This is a genomic window from Bradyrhizobium sp. Ec3.3, from assembly GCF_000472925.1.
In the GTDB taxonomy this organism is placed as follows: domain Bacteria; phylum Pseudomonadota; class Alphaproteobacteria; order Rhizobiales; family Xanthobacteraceae; genus Bradyrhizobium.
Genome location: NZ_AXAS01000013.1, coordinates 187,002 through 204,227 on the forward strand (window position 1 = coordinate 187,002; position 17,226 = coordinate 204,227).

At 64.1% G+C, this 17,226-nt stretch carries 13 protein-coding genes; all 13 read left to right on the top strand.

Annotated elements, in window-relative coordinates; translation table 11 throughout:
* Nucleotides 1–83: 83 nt before the first annotated feature.
* The gene (locus YUU_RS0115520) at nucleotides 84–1,178 is read left to right on the top strand and encodes an ABC transporter substrate-binding protein (protein WP_027523217.1); all 1,095 of its coding nucleotides are present in this window, start codon (nucleotides 84–86) and stop codon (nucleotides 1,176–1,178) included.
* Between the two features lie 161 nt (nucleotides 1,179–1,339).
* A complete protein-coding gene (locus tag YUU_RS0115525; protein WP_084801449.1) occupies nucleotides 1,340–2,743 on the top strand; it encodes a 2-hydroxycarboxylate transporter family protein in 1,404 nt (467 codons plus the stop codon).
* 61 nt (nucleotides 2,744–2,804) lie between these two features.
* Nucleotides 2,805–5,501 (top strand): aconitate hydratase AcnA, encoded by a 2,697-nt coding sequence (gene acnA, locus YUU_RS0115530; protein ID WP_027523219.1) that lies wholly within the window; start codon nucleotides 2,805–2,807, stop codon nucleotides 5,499–5,501.
* A gap of 43 nt (nucleotides 5,502–5,544) precedes the next feature.
* Nucleotides 5,545–6,570, top strand: a complete 1,026-nt coding sequence (locus YUU_RS0115535; protein WP_027523220.1) for an isocitrate/isopropylmalate dehydrogenase family protein — start codon at nucleotides 5,545–5,547, stop codon at nucleotides 6,568–6,570.
* A gap of 323 nt (nucleotides 6,571–6,893) precedes the next feature.
* Complete coding sequence (locus YUU_RS0115540) at nucleotides 6,894–8,546, top strand: acetolactate synthase large subunit (protein ID WP_027523221.1); 1,653 nt, start codon at nucleotides 6,894–6,896, stop codon at nucleotides 8,544–8,546.
* Nucleotides 8,547–8,556: 10 nt separating this feature from the next.
* Entirely contained in the window at nucleotides 8,557–9,942 is a 1,386-nt protein-coding gene (locus tag YUU_RS0115545) for an aldehyde dehydrogenase family protein (RefSeq protein ID WP_027523222.1), read from the top strand.
* A 38-nt stretch (nucleotides 9,943–9,980) separates the two neighbouring features.
* Entirely contained in the window at nucleotides 9,981–11,171 is a 1,191-nt protein-coding gene (locus tag YUU_RS0115550) for an iron-containing alcohol dehydrogenase (protein ID WP_156944312.1), read from the top strand.
* On the top strand, nucleotides 11,164–11,826 hold the full coding sequence (locus tag YUU_RS0115555; protein ID WP_027523224.1) for a poly(R)-hydroxyalkanoic acid synthase subunit PhaE: 663 nt from the start codon (nucleotides 11,164–11,166) through the stop codon (nucleotides 11,824–11,826). Before YUU_RS0115550 ends, YUU_RS0115555 begins: the two co-directional genes overlap by 8 nt.
* Entirely contained in the window at nucleotides 11,823–12,914 is a 1,092-nt protein-coding gene (gene phaC, locus YUU_RS0115560) for a class III poly(R)-hydroxyalkanoic acid synthase subunit PhaC (protein ID WP_027523225.1), read from the top strand. Before YUU_RS0115555 ends, phaC begins: the two co-directional genes overlap by 4 nt.
* Before the next feature lie 4 nt (nucleotides 12,915–12,918).
* Nucleotides 12,919–14,874, top strand: a complete 1,956-nt coding sequence (locus YUU_RS0115565; protein ID WP_027523226.1) for an acyl CoA:acetate/3-ketoacid CoA transferase — start codon at nucleotides 12,919–12,921, stop codon at nucleotides 14,872–14,874.
* Between the two features lie 19 nt (nucleotides 14,875–14,893).
* Entirely contained in the window at nucleotides 14,894–15,307 is a 414-nt protein-coding gene (gene phaP, locus YUU_RS0115570) for a TIGR01841 family phasin (protein ID WP_027523227.1), read from the top strand.
* Nucleotides 15,308–15,399: 92 nt separating this feature from the next.
* Nucleotides 15,400–16,350, top strand: coding sequence for an alpha/beta fold hydrolase (locus YUU_RS50945; protein WP_245288018.1), 951 nt, complete (start codon nucleotides 15,400–15,402; stop codon nucleotides 16,348–16,350).
* Nucleotides 16,343–17,226: AMP-binding protein (locus tag YUU_RS0115580; protein WP_027523228.1), on the top strand; the 884-nt coding region annotated here is incomplete at its 3' end. The genes YUU_RS50945 and YUU_RS0115580, both read left to right, overlap by 8 nt.

Sequence of the window (17,226 nt, forward strand, 5' to 3'; positions counted from 1 at the left end):
CGGACCTCAAGCAGGGTGGGGCGTTGCCAAGTGCGACAATGTAAGTTCAGATGTATCCCGAGGTCAAAGGTTGCGCACTATCCATGAGAACCCGCCAACACGCGTCGCCGCTCGACCGTCTGCTTGTCGGCCTCTGCGCGTCTGCGGTGTGCTTCCTGTTGTGCGCCGCAGCTTTCGCCGAGAATGCCGACTCGGACGGAAAGGCTGGCGCCGGCGACACGCGAACTCGTCTGGTGGTCAAGGCGACCACGGATATCGCAGAGGCGACCGAGCTGGTTGCCGAGTTCATGAAGCTCAATCCCGAAGTTCGCGTTCAGTACTCCAAGATCTCGTCCACCGAGCTGTACGACGAGATCGCGAAGCCCTTTGGGCAGGCTGCCGCGGTCGATGTCGCCTGGAGCTCGGCCATGGATCTCCAGATCAAGCTCGCCAATGATGGGTACGCATCCGAATATCGCTCGACGGAGCTCGAGGGCATCCCCGATTGGGCCCGGTGGAAGGATCGCGCCTACGGCATTACGGCCGAGCCGGTGGTGATCGTCTTCAACAAGCGATTGCTTCGAGGCAGCCTGGTGCCGAAGGACCGCGCCGAACTGTTGCGCGTGCTGACGAATCATCCGGCGGTATTCCACGGGAAGATCGCGACCTACGATCCCGAGCTCAGCGGAACGGGCCTCCTGTTCTTGAGTCAGGATGTGCGCGTCACCGCCGACACATGGAAGCTGGTCGCAGCAATGGGGCAGTCGGGGGTCAAACTCTACACCTCGTCTGCAGCGATGATCGATCGGGTGAGCACCGGCGATCTCGTTCTGGCCTATAACGTTCTCGGCTCATACGCGCTGGAGCGCGCCAAGCACGAACCGGACCTTGGCGTCATATTTCCTGGCGACTACACGCTGCTGCTGTCGCGAATTGCGCTCATCCCGCGGTCTGCCGAGCAGCCGGAATTGGCCAGGCGCTTTGTCGACTTCCTGCTGTCTCGCACCGGACAGACCTTGCTGGCTCGACATTCCCTTGGATCGGTTCGTGACGACATGAAGCCGGCGATTCCGGGATTCGTGGGTGCCGAAAAAGCTCTTCGGCCGATAGCGTTGAGCATCGACCTGCTGACGTACCTGGACCAGGCAAAGCGTCGGCGCTTCCTCAGGGACTGGAAAGACGCGCTGCGCGAGCATTGAGCCCGCGGCCCTGTCGGCGTGACAGGTTGCTGACAGGTTCGGCGGCGTATCCTGCGCCCAACAAGAAGACACGGAAGACATTCGCGCCGCGCCCACGATTGTGGAGCGCGGGCCGACGTCTACTCCTTGCGAACATAAAAAACATTGGGAGGAATACGAGCATGTCAGCGCAGGACGCGGACGGTATCGTCCCGCATCGTGGGAGTATCACAGGGTCGGAAGATCGGAACTCGGCGAATGCCGGACGCCGATTCTGGCCGGAAGGTTGGTGGCGGCTGACGGACGTCCGGATTGGAATCATCCCGATCCCGATCTATCTTCTGCTCATCATTCTCATCGGGGCGCTGGTCTATACCGGCGAGATCAAGTCGGACGGACCGACCATGATCGCCGTGCTCGTGCTCGGCGGCTTCACCTGTGCGGAGATCGGCAAGCGGTTGCCGGTGCTGCGCAGCATCGGGGCCGGCGCGATCTTCGCGACCTTCATTCCCTCCGCGCTGGCGTTCTACCATGTGATCCCGGCGCAGGTCGAAAAATCCATCATCGACTTCACCAAGTCGACCAACTTTCTCTATCTCTTCATCGCCTCGATCATCGTCGGCAGCATTTTTGCGATGGACCGCGAGGTGCTGATCCGCGGCTTCCTGAAGATCTTCGTGCCGCTCGTTATAGGCTCGATTGCGGCCGCGATCGTCGGCACCCTCGTCGGGACGGCGTTGGGGCTCGGTGCAAAACACACCTTTTTCTACGTCGTGGTGCCGATCATGGCGGGCGGCGTCGGCGAGGGCGCCATTCCACTATCGATCGGATATGCCGCGTTGACCGGCGTGCCGCAGGGCGAGGTGTTCGCGCAGGTGCTGCCACCGGTGATGCTGGGCAGCCTGACCGCTATCCTGCTGTCCGGCGCGCTCAATTTCGTCGGCAAGAAATATCCGCATCTCACCGGCGAGGGCCGGTTGCAGCCGCATGGCGAGGATGACTTCGACGTCCATGCCGTGCACGAGGAAGGCGGCAAGGAGCAGGGCGTCGGCCATGTCGGCGTCAGCACGATCGCAGCCGCCGGACTGACCGCGATCACGCTCTATCTCCTCGGCGTGCTCTGCCATCACCTGTTCGGATTGCCGGCGCCGGTGGCGATGCTGTTCCTGGCGGTGCTCGCCAAGCTCAGCCGCGCCGTGTCGCCGGAGCTGCAGCAGGGCGGCATGGTGGTCTACGAATTCGTCCGCACCAACATGACCTATCCCTTGCTGTTCGCGATCGGCGTCGCGCTGACGCCCTGGGACAAGCTGGTCGCGGCATTTCATTTCGCCAACATCATCACCATCATGTCGACGGTGGTCACGATCATGGCGACCGGCTTCGCGGTCGGCAAGTTCATGAACATGTACCCGATCGAAACTGCGATCGTGAATGCCTGCCACAGCGGCCAGGGCGGCACAGGAGACGTCGCGATCCTCACCGCCGCCAACCGCATGCAGTTGATGCCGTTCGCGCAGATCGCGACCCGCATCGGCGGCGCGGTCACCGTCACCTTGGTGCTGATCATCATGGGCTATCTCAAGTGATGCATCCGGAGACCAAGACGATGCTCGCCCAAAACCATCCGCGTGAGAGGATTGTTTGCCCATGAGCAGTCTCGACAGCTTCAAATGCCGCAAGACGTTGACCGTCGGCGGGCAGACCTACACTTACGTCTCGCTGCCCGACGCCGAGAAGAACGGCCTTGCCGGCATCTCCCGCCTGCCGTTCTCGCTGAAAGTGCTGCTGGAGAACCTGCTGCGGTTCGAGGACGGCCGGTCGGTGACGCGCGCCAACATCGAGGCGCTGGCGCGCTGGACCGACGATCGCGGATCAGCCGGGGCCGAGATCGGCTTCCGTCCTGCCCGCGTGCTGATGCAGGATTTCACGGGCGTGCCTGCCGTGGTCGACCTCGCGGCGATGCGCGATGGCATGGCGAAGCTCGGCGGCGACCCGGCGCGGATCAATCCGTTGGTGCCGGTCGATCTCGTGATCGACCATTCCGTCGTGGTCGATCATTTCGGCAATTCACAAGCCCTTCACGACAATGTCGCCCGCGAATACGAGCAGAACGGCGAGCGCTACAATTTCCTGAAATGGGGGCAGGGTGCGTTTGCCAATTTCCGCGTAGTGCCCCCAGGTACTGGCATCTGCCACCAGGTCAATCTCGAATATCTGGCTCAGACGGTCTGGACCTCCGAGCGCGACGGCAAGACCTTCGCCTACCCGGACACGCTGGTCGGCACCGATAGCCACACCACCATGGCCAATGGCCTTGCCGTGCTCGGCTGGGGTGTCGGCGGCATCGAGGCCGAGGCCGCGATGCTCGGCCAGCCGCTGTCGATGCTGGTGCCGCAGGTAATAGGCTTCATGCTGTCAGGCAAGCTGCGCGAGGGTGTGCTGGCAACCGATCTCGTGCTCACCGTCACCCAGATGCTGCGCAAGAAGGGCGTGGTCGGTAAGTTCGTGGAGTTCTACGGCCCCGGCCTCGACCACATGACGCTGGCCGACCGCGCCACCATCAGCAACATGGCGCCGGAATATGGCGCGACCTGCGGCTTCTTCCCGGTCGACCAGGAGACGCTGAACTATCTCAATCTTTCCGGCCGCTCCAGCGATCGCATCGCGCTCGTGGAAGCCTATGCCAAGGCGCAGGGCCTGTTTCGGACGAAGGGCATGCCGGATCCGATCTTTACCGATACGCTGGAGCTCACGCTCGATGACGTCGTGCCCTCGCTCGCCGGACCGAAGCGGCCCGAGGGCCGGCTTGGCCTGTCCGTCGCCAAGGCGAACTTCCTCACCGCGCTCGAGGGCGAGTATGGCAAGCTGGGCCAAGCCGAAAAGCAGTTCGCCGTCGAAGGCAAGGATTTCAAGCTCGGCCACGGCCATGTCGTCATCGCGGCGATCACCTCCTGCACCAATACCTCGAACCCGTCGGTGCTGATCGGCGCCGGGCTCTTGGCGCGCAATGCGATGCGCAAGGGCCTCACCGTGAAGCCCTGGGTCAAGACCTCGCTTGCGCCGGGCTCGCAGGTGGTGGCGGAATATCTTGCGAAGTCCGGGCTGCAGGCGGACCTGGACGCGCTCGGCTTCTATCTCGTGGGCTTCGGCTGCACGACCTGTATCGGCAATTCCGGGCCGCTGCCGAAAGAGATTTCCAAATCGATCAACGACAATGGCGTGATCGGCGCCGCGGTGCTGTCTGGAAACCGCAATTTCGAAGGCCGAGTCTCGCCTGACGTGCAGGCGAACTATCTGGCCTCGCCGCCGCTCGTGGTGGCCTACGCGCTCGCAGGCTCCCTCCAGGTCGATCTCGTCAATGAGCCCCTGGGCAAGAGCCCGGACGGCGTGCCCGTTTACCTCGAGGACATCTGGCCGTCGAATGCCGAGATCGAGAAGTTCATCCGCGACAATGTCACGCGTGCGATGTTCGAGACCAAATACGCCGACGTGTTCGAGGGCGACGCCAACTGGAAGGCGGTCAAGGTCGCGACGGGCCTGACGTATCGCTGGAACATGTCGTCGACCTATGTGCAGAACCCGCCCTATTTCGAGGGTATCACCATGAAGCCCGCGCCGACCGGCGACATCGTCGGTGCGCGCATCCTCGGCCTGTTCGGCGACAAGATCACCACCGACCACATCTCGCCGGCGGGCTCGATCAAGGCCTCGTCGCCGGCAGGAGAATTCCTGCGCGGTCGCCAGGTCCGGCAGGAGGACTTCAATCAATACGGTACGCGGCGCGGCAACCACGAGGTGATGGTGCGCGGCACCTTCGCCAACATCCGGATCAAGAACTTTGCGGTGCAGGGTGAGGGGGGCGCCACGCCGGAAGGCGGCTGGGCCGTGCATCAGCCGTCCGGCGAGCGGATGTCGATCTTCGATGCGGCGATGCGCTACGAGCGTGAAAAGGTCCCGCTGGTCGTGTTCGCCGGTGTCGAATATGGCAATGGCTCCTCGCGCGACTGGGCAGCGAAGGGCACCAAGCTGCTTGGCGTCCGCGCCGTGATCGCGCAGAGCTTCGAGCGCATCCATCGCTCCAACCTGGTGGGCATGGGCATCCTGCCGTTCGTCTTTGATGAAGGCACGTCATGGAAGAGCCTCGGCCTGACCGGCGGCGAGCAGGTCTCGATCAACGGACTCACCGACATCACACCGGGCCAGCGCATCACCATCAACATCACGATGGCGGACGGCACGGTGAAGCAGGTCCCCCTGACCTGCCGCATCGATACGCTCGACGAGCTCAACTACTACAAGCACGGCGGCATTCTGCCCTATGTGCTGCGCCAGCTTGCGGCGTGACGTCGCCGATCTCTCAAGGCATGACTAAGACAGGGGAAACAAGATGTCAGGCAGAATTCCGGCGACGTTGATACCCGGTGACGGGATCGGTCCCGAGATCACGGCAGCGGTGACACGCATTCTCGATGCGCTGGGTTCGCCGTTCGAATGGGATGTGCAGCAGGGCGGCATGGCCGGGATCGAGAGCGCAGGCGATCCGCTGCCGGGAGCTCTGGTCGACAGCATCCGCCGCACCAAGCTTGCATTGAAGGGGCCGTTGACGACGCCGGTCGGTGGCGGCTTCCGTTCGGTCAACGTCCGCCTGCGCGAAGAGTTCGGGCTGTACGCCAATCTGCGTCCTGTGAAGACCATGGTGCCCGGCGGTCGCTACGAGGACATCGACCTCGTCCTGATCCGTGAGAATATCGAAGGCCTCTATGTGGCGTTCGAGCACTTCATCGCCGTCGGTGACGATCCGCACGCGGTCGCGATCTCCTCGGGCGTCAACACGCACGCTGAAGCGCGGCGCATCGTCCGCTTCGCATTCGAATATGCCATCGCCCACGGCCGCAAGAAGGTTACCGTGGTGCACAAGGCGAACGTATTGAAGGCGCTGACCGGGCTGTTCCTGCAGGCTGGTCGCGAGATCGCCAAGGAGTATGAGGGGCGGATCGCGATGGACGATCGCATCGTCGATGCCTGCGCCATGCAGCTCGTGATGAACCCGTGGCAGTTCGACGTCATCGTGACAACCAATCTGTTCGGCGACATCCTGTCCGACCAGATGTCCGGCCTCGTCGGCGGCCTCGGCATGGCGCCGGGCGCCAATATCGGCGAGAAGGCGGCTATCTTCGAGGCGGTGCACGGCTCGGCGCCCGACATCGCCGGCAAGGGGATTGCCAATCCGCTGGCGCTGCTGCTCGCGGCCGGGTTGATGCTCAAGCACGTCGGCAAGGACGATCTGACGACGCGGTTGCGGACGGCGATCGAGCAGACCCTGCAGGTCGACAATGTTCGCACTGCCGATCTCGGCGGCAAGGTTTCGACAGCGGATTTCGCGGGCGCGGTGATCAAGCGCCTGGCAACGTGATTCTGCAAAGGCTGGGAATGGAATGTGGTGAAGCACTCTGAGCTATTGATCGCGGCACGGGCGCATGAGGCGGCCGTTCGGATCGTTGGTGTGCCAGACAAGCACATTTCTGATCGGGTCATCAGGCGAAGTCAGGATTCCGGCCCGGCAGTCTCGCTATCTGAGACGGAAAGCCTTCGAGCTTCATGGCAGTCCACCTTGCAATTGGCAGGACCGTCGTCCCGCATCGTATAGTTCGGCAGGAAACAGGAACTGAAGCCGATGGAAGAGAAGCCTGGTGCGTTACGTGGTGCACCGCGGTGGTCGGCAACAAGGAGAGGAAGATGGTGAAGGGCTCTGACCTGTTGGTCGCAGCATTGGAACATGAGGGCGTCGACCGGATCTTCGGGGTGCCGGGCGAGGAAAATCTCGACGTCGTCGAGTCGCTCCGGAATTCGAGGATCCAGCTGATATTGACCCGCCACGAGCAGGCGGCGGCGTTCATGGCGGCGACGCATGGCCGGCTCACCGGCCGGCCCGGCGTTTGTATCTCGACGCTCGGTCCGGGCGCGCTGAACTTCTCGACCGGCGCGGCCTATGCCCATCTCGGCGCGATGCCGATGGTGTTGATCACCGGCCAGAAGGCGATCATGAGCAGCCGGCAGGCGCGCTTCCAGATCGTCGATGTGATCGCGTCGATGAAGCCGCTGACCAAGCTGTCGCGCCAGATCGTCAGCGCGTCCAGCATCCCGACGCTGGTGCGCGATGCCTTCCGCGTCGCGATGGAGGAGCGGCCGGGCCCGGTCCTGCTCGAACTGCCCGAGGATATCGCTGGCGACGAGGTCGAGCCGGTGTCGATGGTGCCGATCCACCCGATCGAAATTCCGGTGGCGCATCGCGCAGCCCTCGATCGTGCCGCCGAGATGATCCTGGCGGCGAAGAAGCCGCTGATCATGCTTGCTGCGGCCGCCAGCCGGCCACGTTCGACCTTCGGCATCGCCGGCTTCGTGCGGCGGACCGGGATTCCCTTCTTCACGACCCAGATGGGCAAGGGCACCGTGCCCGGCGGCACCAGCCTTTACATGGGCACGGCCGCGCTGTCCGAACGCGACTATGTGCATGAGGCTATCGACCAGGCCGATCTGATCATCGCCATCGGCCACGACACCGTGGAGAAGCCGCCCTTCATCATGGGCCCGAAGGGGCCGCAGGTGATCCATGTCAGCTATACGCCGGCGACAGTGGAGCAAGTCTATTTCCCGCATGCCGAGGTCGTCGGCGACGTCGGCCCGAGCCTCGAACTGCTGGCCGACCGGCTCGAAGGCCGGCTGCCGAACGCCAAGGCGCTGCTGCCGCTGCGCGAGGGCATCCTCGGCCGCATCGCCGATCGCGCCACGGAGAGCCGCTGGCCGGTGACGCCGCAGCGGCTGGTGCACGACATCCGTCAGGTCATTCCGGAGAACGGCATCGTCGCGCTCGACAACGGCATGTACAAGATCTGGTTCGCGCGCAACTACCGGACCTACGTCGCCAACACGCTGCTGCTCGACAATGCGCTCGCCACCATGGGCGCGGGCCTGCCGTCGGCGATGATGGCGGCGATGCTCTATCCGGACCGCCGCGTGATGGCGATCTGCGGCGACGGCGGCTTCATGATGAACAGCCAGGAGCTGGAGACCGCGGTGCGGCTCAAGCTCAATCTGGTGGTGCTGATCCTCAATGACGGCGCCTATGGCATGATCCGCTGGAAGCAGGCGGTCGATAGTTTCCCGGATTTCGGACTCACCTTCGGCAATCCGGACTTCGTCCGTTATGCGGAGTCCTACGGCGCCAAGGGCTCGCGCGTCACCTCGGTGGACGCGCTGCTGCCGACGCTGGAAGCGGCCTTCAAGGGCGGCGGCGTCCACCTCGTCGATGTTGCCATCGACTATTCCGAAAACACGCGCGTGCTGGTCGAGGAGCTGCGCAACCGCAAGCTCGGCGTCGAGCCGTCCTGACGAGAGAACGATGCTACAGGTAGTGCAGGCGTTCGACCGGGCCCCGTTCGCCGAGGTCCCGGTCGACGATGTCGATGCAATGGAAGCAAAGCTTGGGGCCGCGCTGCGTGTCCTCGGCGATCGTGACGGCTGGTTGGCGACGCATGCGCGCATCGCGGTGCTGCGGCGGGCTGCCGGTCTTCTGGACGGACGGCGGGACCATTTCGCGCGCCAGATCGCGCGCGAAGGCGGCAAGCCGCTCACGGATGCGATCATCGAGGTGACGCGCGCGATCGACGGCCTGCATTGCGCCGCCGACGAGCTCAGGACCTTTGCCGGCCGCGAAATTCCGATGGGGCTGACGGCGGCCTCCAGCCGGCGCTGGGCCTTCACGACGCGCGAGCCGATCGGCGTCGTGTTCGCGATCTCCGCGTTCAACCATCCGCTCAATTTGATCGTGCATCAGGTGGCGCCGGCGATCGCGGTCGGCTGTCCCGTCATCGCCAAGCCCGCGAGCGCGACGCCGCTGAGCTGCCGTGATTTCGTCGCGCTACTGCATGAGGCCGGCCTGCCGGAAGCCTGGTGCCAGACCTTCATCCCGCGCAGCTCGGCGCTCGCCGAGCAGCTGGCTTGCGATCCCCGCATCAGCTTCCTGAGCTTCATCGGCTCGGCCAGTGTCGGCTGGCGGCTGCACAGCAAGCTCGCGCACGGCACCCGTTCGGCGCTCGAGCATGGCGGCGTCGCACCCGCGATCGTCGATCGCAGCGCCGATCTCGATCGTATCATCGAGCCCTTGGTCAAGGGCGGCTTCTACCATGCCGGCCAGGTCTGCGTGTCGACCCAGCGCATCTTCGTGCACGAAGCCATCTTCAACGCCTTTACCGAGCGCCTGGTCGCCCGCGTTGCAAAGCTCCGCACGGGCGATCCGACCCTGCTGGAGACCGAGGTCGGGCCGTTGATCAATCCCAAGGAGGTCGACCGCATTACCGACTGGATCGGTGAGGCGGTCGCGGCCGGCGCGCAGCGGGTGATCGGCGGCGAGCGTCTGTCGGCCACCACGATGCAGCCGACGGTTCTGCTCGAGCCTCCGGCCGACGCAAGGGTGTCGCGTGAGGAGGTGTTCGGTCCGGCGGTCTGCGTCTATCGTTATGCGCAGCTGGACCAGGCGATCGCGCAGGCGAATTCGCTGCGCGTGCCGTTCCAGGCTTGCGTATTCAGCGAGGACATCGACGTCGCGCTGCGCGCCAGCGAGCGGCTCGATGCGTCGGCGGTCATGATCAACGACCCCACGACGTTTCGGACCGACTGGATGCCGTTCGCCGGACGGCGCGACGCCGGCTACGGCGTCGGCGGCATCCCGTACACCATGCGCGACATGACACAGGAAAAGATGGTGGTGCTGCATCGGCGGGCGTGAGGCCGGGCACCATTGAGAAGAAGAGGAGAGGGAACATGATCGGAAAATTCACCTTTCAATCGCCGTCGAACATTCTGTTCGAGCCGGGCGCCTCGCGGAAGATCGACGAACTGGTGGCCAGCTACGCCGCCAAGCGCGTCATGCTGGTGACCGACAAGGGCGTTCGCGGCGCGGGCCTGACCCGGGGCGCCGAAGCTTCGCTGGCCGAAGCCGGGATCGAGGTCAGCGTCTTCGACGACGTCGTCGCCGACCCGCCCTCGCATGTCGTTGAAGCGGCGGTCGCGGCCTGTCAGACCAACAAGATCGAACTCGTGCTGTCGATCGGCGGCGGCAGCGCGCTCGATACGGCCAAGCTTGTCGCCTATCTTGCCAAGACGCCGGATCGTCTCGATGACATCTATGGCGTCGGCCTTGCCAAGGGAAAGCGCCTGCCGCTGCTCCTGGTGCCGACCACGGCCGGCACCGGCTCCGAGGTGACGCCGATCGCCATCGTCACCACGCCGACCACCGAGAAGAAGGGCGTGGTCTCGCCGGTGCTGATTCCGGACTGGGCGATCCTCGATCCCGAATTGACGCTGGGCCTTCCGGCTGCCGTGACTGCTGCGACCGGCATCGACGCCATGGTGCATGCGATCGAGGCCTATACCAGCAAGGTCAAGAAGAACCCGATGTCCGACCAGCTCGCGCGCCAGGCGCTGGCGCTGTTGTCGGCGAATGTCCGGCGCGTCTGCGAGAATGGCAAAGACCTCGAGGCCCGCTCGGAGATGCTGCTGGGCTCGATGCTCGCTGGCATGGCCTTTGCCAATGCGCCGGTTGCGGCCGTCCACGCGCTCGCCTATCCGATCGGCGCGATCTTCCATGTGCCGCATGGCTTGTCGAATGCGCTCGTGCTGCGGCATGTGCTTGAGTTCAACCTGGCAGCGGCCGAGCCGCTCTATGCGGAGCTGGCCGAGATCGTGAGGCCGGGCCTGCGCGGCAGCCAGGCGGAGAAGGCGCAGGCCTTCATCGACGAGATGACCTCGATCGGTCGCGACTGCCGGGTGCCGGCGTCACTCGCCGACGTCGGGATTGGCCGCGACGATCTGAAGAAGCTCGCCGAGGATGCGATGAAGCAGACGCGCCTCCTGGTCAACAATCCCAGGGAGCTGACGCTGGACGATGCCTATGCGATCTACAGCGCCGCCTACGGCGACGGCAGCAACCGCTCCGTGCAGGCGTCCCATGGCTGAGGAGAGCCAGGCCAATCCGTTTGGGCCGATCGTCGCGCAATGGATGGAGTCCTGGCGCGCGATGGCCGGCGCCACCGCCGGGATCGGCGAGACCTGGTCGAACTCGATGCTGCCCTTCATCGTGAAGCGCGCCGCCGAGAGCGGCTTCGGCATGACTGCCGGCAATGACCTGGCTGAGGCCATCGAGCGGATGGCCAAAGGGCCGCGACTTGCCGACGTGCTGGATTTCGACCGCAAGCTCGCGCATCTGACGGCGGCCTGGAGCGACCTGCAAGGCAAGCTCGCGGCCTATCAGGTGGTGGCCGCAAAACCGTGGATGCGCGCGGCCCAGCAGTTCAGCGCAAGGCAACCGGATGGAAAGGCCAAGGACGCCGGCTGGCGCGAGCATCTCGGGGCCTGGAACGAGCTTGCCAATGAGGAACTGATCGCCAACCAGCGCACCGAGGAGTTTCTGGTCGCACAAAAGCAGCTGCTGCAGGCGGCGACCGAATACCGAGCGCGGCAATCCGAGATCGCCGACACTATCGCTGCCGTCCTGGGCATCCCGACCCAGCGCGACTTCGACGAGGTGACGCGCCAGCTCACCGAGCTCAGGCGTGAGGTGCGGGCGCTGGAGCGGCGCTTAGGTGAAGCGGGATCGCGGGGAGACGCATGAGCAGCGACCAGCCGAACGGGACCGGCCCGTTCGCCGAAATGACCGACAAGATGCTCAAGGCCGGTAAGCTCTTGTCGACCATCAGGGACGACGACGTCGATGTCGGCGCGACGCCGAAGACGCTCATCATGCGCCGCGACAAGGTCGAGCTGTTTCGCTACGCGCCCATCACCGAGCAGAAGGTCAGGACACCGGTGCTGCTGGCCTATGGCCTGATCGGCCGCTACACCATGGCGGACCTGCAGGAGGACCGCTCGCTGGTGCGCAGCTTGCTGGCGCAGGGGCTGGATCTCTGGCTGGTCGATTGGGGCCAGCCCAACCGTACCGAGCGCTGGCTGACGATTGACGATTACGTCGACGACTACATCCACGCTGCGGTGGAGCGGGTTTGCCGCGAGACCGGCCATGACCGCATCACGCTGCTCGGCATCTGCGAAGGCGGCGTGTTCACGACCTGCTATACCGCGCTGCATCCGGACAAGGTCAAGGGCCTGGTGCTGACGATCACGCCGATCGATTTCCACGCCGACCGCGACGATCCAGACACCCATCACGGCTTCCTCAACCTCTGGACCCGCAGTCTCGAAAGATCGGACATCGACAAGCTCGTCGATACCTATGGCGGACTGCCCGGCGAGTTCATGAGCTCGGTGTTCTCCCTGATGACGCCGATGCGCTCGCTGACCAAGTACAATGTCGACCTGATCGACGTCGTCGACGACGAAGCCAAGCTGATGAACTTCTTGCGGATGGAGAAATGGCTTGCCGACCGGCCCGCCCATCCGGGCGAGGCCGCCAAGCAGTGGCTAAAGGACCTCTATCAGGACAACAAGCTGGTGAAGGGCGAGTTCGTCCTGTCGGGACGGCGCGTCGATCTTTCGAAGCTCACCGCGCCGGTGCTCAACGTGTTCGCGCTGAACGACCACATCATCCCGCCCACCTGTTCGCGCGCGCTCGGTGAGCATGTCGGCACGAAGGATTATTCGGAGATCGAGCTGCCCGGCGGCCATGTCGGCCTGTTCGTGTCGAGCAAGTCGCAGGGATCACTGAGCAAGGGCATTTCGGAGTGGCTGGCGGCGAGGGACTAGTGCGATGACCAAGGACAAGATCGTCTCTGCCGACGAGGCAGTCGCCATCATCCGCGATCGCGATACGGTCTGCACATCCGGCTTCGTCGGCATTGGGACGCCAGACGAGCTCTTGATCGCGCTGGAGAAGCGCTTTCGCGAGACCCGCCATCCGTCGGACCTGACGCTGATGTTTGCGGCCGCGCCCGGTGATGCTGCCGACCGCGGCCTCAATCGTCTTGCTCATGACGGTCTTCTCAAGCGCGTGGTCGGCGGCCATTGGGCGCTGGTGCCGAAGCTCGGCGAGCTCGCGCTGGCCAACCGGATCGAGGCCTACAATCTGCCGCTCGGCTGCATCTCCCATCTCTATCGCAACATCGCCGCGCGCGGTCCCGGCGTGATCTCCAAGGTCGGCCTGAGAACCTTCGTCGATCCGCGGCTGCAAGGCGGCAAGCTCAACGAGAACACCACCGAGGATCTCGTCGAGCTGATGCGTATCAATGACGAGGAGTGGCTGCGCTACAAATCCTTTCCGATCAACGTGGCGCTGTTGCGCGGCACCACGGCCGATCCGGCCGGGAATATCACCATGGAGCGCGAGGCGCTGACGCTGGACAACCTCGCGATGGCGATGGCCGCGAAGAATTCGCGCGGCTTCGTCATCGTGCAGGTCGAACGCATCGCGGCGAGCAACTCGCTCAACCCGCGCGAGGTGCAGATTCCCGGCATCCTGGTCGACTGCGTCGTCGTCGCCGACCCGACCAATCACGTCCAGACCTACGGCGCGACCTACAGCCACGCCTTCTCCGGCCGGCAGCGGGTGCCGATGGACCGCGTCAAGCCGCTCGAGCTCGACGAGCGCAAGATCATCGCCCGGCGCTGCGCCTTCGAGCTGCCACCCGGCGGCGTGGTCAATCTCGGTATCGGTATGCCCGAGGGCGTCGCCGCCGTTGCTGCCGAAGAGCACATGCTGAAATTCCTGACGCTGACCGCCGAGCCCGGCATCATCGGCGGCATGCCGCAGGGAGGGCTCAATTTCGGCACCGCGCTCAATCCGGACGCGGTGATCCACCAGAACCAGCAGTTCGACTTCTATGACGGCGGCGGGCTGGATCTGGCCTGTCTCGGCATGGCGCAGGTGGATGGTGCCGGCAACGTCAATGTCAGCCGCTTCGGCAAGCGCCTCGCCGGCGCCGGCGGCTTCATCAATATCTCGCAGAGCTCGAAGAAGCTGGTATTCGCTGGCACCTTCACCAGCGGTGGCCTGAAGGTCGCGGTCGAGGACGGCGCGCTGCACATCCTGCGCGAAGGCTCCGCGAAGAAGTTCATTGCCGCGGTCGAGCAGATCACCTTCAGCGGCGATCATGCTGCCGAGACCGGCCAGCCGGTGTTCTACGTCACCGAGCGCTGTGTGTTGCAGCGGACGCCGGTCGGTGTCGAACTGATCGAGGTGGCGCCCGGCATCGACATCGACCGCGATATTCTCGGCCAGATGGATTTCAAGCCGTTGGTCCGCAACGTGCGCCCGATGGACCCGAGGATCTTCCGTGAGGGGCCGATGGGGCTCGTCCACATGTTGCTCGGCCGGGGTCTCGCCGACCGCATCAGCTACGATTCCGAGCGCAACACGCTGTTCGTCAATTTCGAGGGGTTTGACGTCCGCACCGTCGAGGATGTCGATCTGGTCCGCCGCGAGGTCGAGCACGCCTGCCGCGCCGTCGGCAAGCCGGTGGCGCTGGTCGCAAACTACGACGGCTTCCATCTGGAGCCCACCGTCAGCGACACCTATTTCTCCATGATCGCCTATCTCGAGCAGCGCTATTACAGCTCGGCCTCGCGCTACACCACGAGCGCCTTCATGCGCCTGAAATTGGGCGAAGGGCTCGCTGAGCGTCACGTCGCCCCGCATATCTTCGAGACGCAGGCCGAGGCACAGCGCTTTGCACGTTCTCAAGCATCGATCGATCCATCGAACAGGTAGAATCTTCAAGGAGGGATGTATGACGACAGACGCCGACAAGATCGCCCAGGCCGTGAAAGAGCAGATGGAGAAACTCTCACAGACGTTCAAACTGCCCGATGTCGATGTTACGGCCTTGATTGAAAAGCAGCGAAACACGATCGATGCCCTTTCCAAGGCTGCCCAGCTATCGAACGAAACAGCGGCCGAGGTGTCGCGCCATCAGCTGGAGATTCTTCGGTCGGCATCGGAACACGTGACCTCGATGATGCGTGACATGAAGCTTTCCGGCGAGCAGGGGCGCGAGTTGGCGGCCAAGTCGTTCGAGGCGGCTCTAACCAGCGCTCGTGAGTTCGCCGAGATGACGGCGAAGTCCAACGCCGAAGTGTTCAACTTGATCAAACAGCGCATGACGGACAATTTCGAAGAGATGCGCAAGAATTGGAAATCGTAAAGGGAGGTCCTGACGAAGCGCAGATGTTGCTTACAGGTTGGCGGGGCAGTGCACGGCACGCGTTCGTGTCGTGGCTTGCCAGGAGAGGCAGGATGTTTGACGGATCGGAGGAGATGGCGTTGAGGGTTCGAGGGGACAGGCTGAAGCACCTTCAGCCTGATCGCGAGGACGTCGTGCAAGGCCTCTCGCCATCCGGCTTCCACCAGCTCGCCTACACCGATTGGGGCCCGCTCGACGACAAGCGGCCGATCATTTGCGTCCACGGGCTGACGCGGCAGGGGCGGGACTTCGACCATCTTGCGGAGCGGCTGGTCGCAGCCGGTCGGCGCGTGATCTGTCCGGACCTGCCGGGCCGCGGACGCAGCGGTTGGATCGGCAATCCCGACCACTATACGCTGCCGCAATACTGTGCCGATATGAACGCGTTGATCGCGCGTCTCGGTGTGTCCGAGGTGGATTGGGTCGGCACGTCGCTTGGCGGCTTGATCGGCATGATCATGGCCGGCTTCTCCGGCAGCATGGTACGCCGGCTCGTGATCAACGACATCGGCCCCTTCGTGTCTTCGACCGGGTTGCAACGGATCGGCCAGTACATCGGCAACATGCCGGCTCTGTTCAAGACGATCGAGGAGGCCGAGACGTATTTCCGAACGGTGCTGGCGCCTTACGGCAAGCTCGCGGATGAGCATTGGCGTCACCTGACCGAACATAGCGTTCGCTGGGATGACGGCCGGCAGCGCTATGCGCTGCTCTGCGATCCCGCTATCGCGAAGGGCTTCCGATTGCCATGGTTCGCGGCGTTGAACCTCTGGGACTATTGGGAGGCCATCAAGGTGCCCGTGCTGGTGCTACGCGGCAAACATTCGGACCTGCCGTCGTTCGATCTCGCGGCCGAGATGCGCAAGCGCAACCGGATGGCCAACGTCTTTCATTTTGACGATTGTGGACACGTCCCGCCATTGATGGCGTTCGAGCAGATCGACGTGGTGACGAAGTTTCTGCTCAGCAACACGATTTCCGGTTGGGGAGAGCGAAATGGATAGCAGCAAGCAGGGCGCATCGACCGGCGAGAAGATCTACGACGTGCCGGCAGAGTGGGCGAAGCGCGCCTGGGTCGACCAGGCCAAGTACAAGGACATGTACGCCCGCTCGATCTCGGACCCGAACGGCTTTTGGGCCGAGCAGGCCAAGCGCGTCGACTGGATGAAGGCGCCGACCAGAATCGAGAACGTCTCGTTCGCACCCGGCAACGTCTCCATCAAATGGTTCGAGGACGGCGTCCTCAACGTCGCCTGGAACTGCATCGACCGGCACCTCGCCAAGCGCGCCAACCAGACCGCGATCATCTGGGAGGGCGACGATCCCTCGCAGTCGAAGCACATCACCTACAAGGAGCTGCACGACGAGGTCTGCCGGATGGCCAACATCCTGCGCACCCGCAATGTCAAGAAAGGCGACCGCGTCACCATCTACCTGCCGATGATCCCCGAGGCCGCCTACGCGATGCTGGCCTGCGCGCGGATCGGCGCGATCCACTCGGTGGTGTTCGCCGGCTTCTCGCCCGACAGCCTCGCCCAGCGCATCAGCGACTGCAAATCCAAGGTGATCATCACCGCCGATGAAGGCCTGCGCGGCGGCAGGAAGGTGCCGCTGAAGGCCAATGTCGATGCGGCGCTCGCCAAGACCGAAGGCGTCGACTGGGTCGTCGTCGTCAAGCGCACCGGCGGCAAGGTCGACATGTCCCCGTCGCGTGACCTCTGGTACCACGACGCGGCCAAGATGGTGACGACGGACTGCCCGGCCGAGCACATGCATGCCGAGGATCCGCTGTTCATCCTCTACACCTCGGGCTCGACCGGCACGCCGAAGGGCGTGCTGCATACCTCGGGCGGCTATCTCGTCTATGCCGCGATGACGCA

Bases quoted from the DNA above. Each gene is read 5' to 3' on its own strand.
- YUU_RS0115520 (WP_027523217.1), top strand. From the start codon at position 84: ATGAGAACCCGCCAACACGCGTCGCCGCTCGACCGTCTGCTTGTCGGC.
- YUU_RS0115525 (WP_084801449.1), top strand. From the start codon at position 1,340: ATGTCAGCGCAGGACGCGGACGGTATCGTCCCGCATCGTGGGAGTATC.
- acnA (WP_027523219.1), top strand. From the start codon at position 2,805: ATGAGCAGTCTCGACAGCTTCAAATGCCGCAAGACGTTGACCGTCGGC.
- YUU_RS0115535 (WP_027523220.1), top strand. From the start codon at position 5,545: ATGTCAGGCAGAATTCCGGCGACGTTGATACCCGGTGACGGGATCGGT.
- YUU_RS0115540 (WP_027523221.1), top strand. From the start codon at position 6,894: ATGGTGAAGGGCTCTGACCTGTTGGTCGCAGCATTGGAACATGAGGGC.
- YUU_RS0115545 (WP_027523222.1), top strand. From the start codon at position 8,557: ATGCTACAGGTAGTGCAGGCGTTCGACCGGGCCCCGTTCGCCGAGGTC.
- YUU_RS0115555 (WP_027523224.1), top strand. From the start codon at position 11,164: ATGGCTGAGGAGAGCCAGGCCAATCCGTTTGGGCCGATCGTCGCGCAA.
- phaC (WP_027523225.1), top strand. From the start codon at position 11,823: ATGAGCAGCGACCAGCCGAACGGGACCGGCCCGTTCGCCGAAATGACC.
- YUU_RS0115565 (WP_027523226.1), top strand. From the start codon at position 12,919: ATGACCAAGGACAAGATCGTCTCTGCCGACGAGGCAGTCGCCATCATC.
- phaP (WP_027523227.1), top strand. From the start codon at position 14,894: ATGACGACAGACGCCGACAAGATCGCCCAGGCCGTGAAAGAGCAGATG.
- YUU_RS50945 (WP_245288018.1), top strand. From the start codon at position 15,400: ATGTTTGACGGATCGGAGGAGATGGCGTTGAGGGTTCGAGGGGACAGG.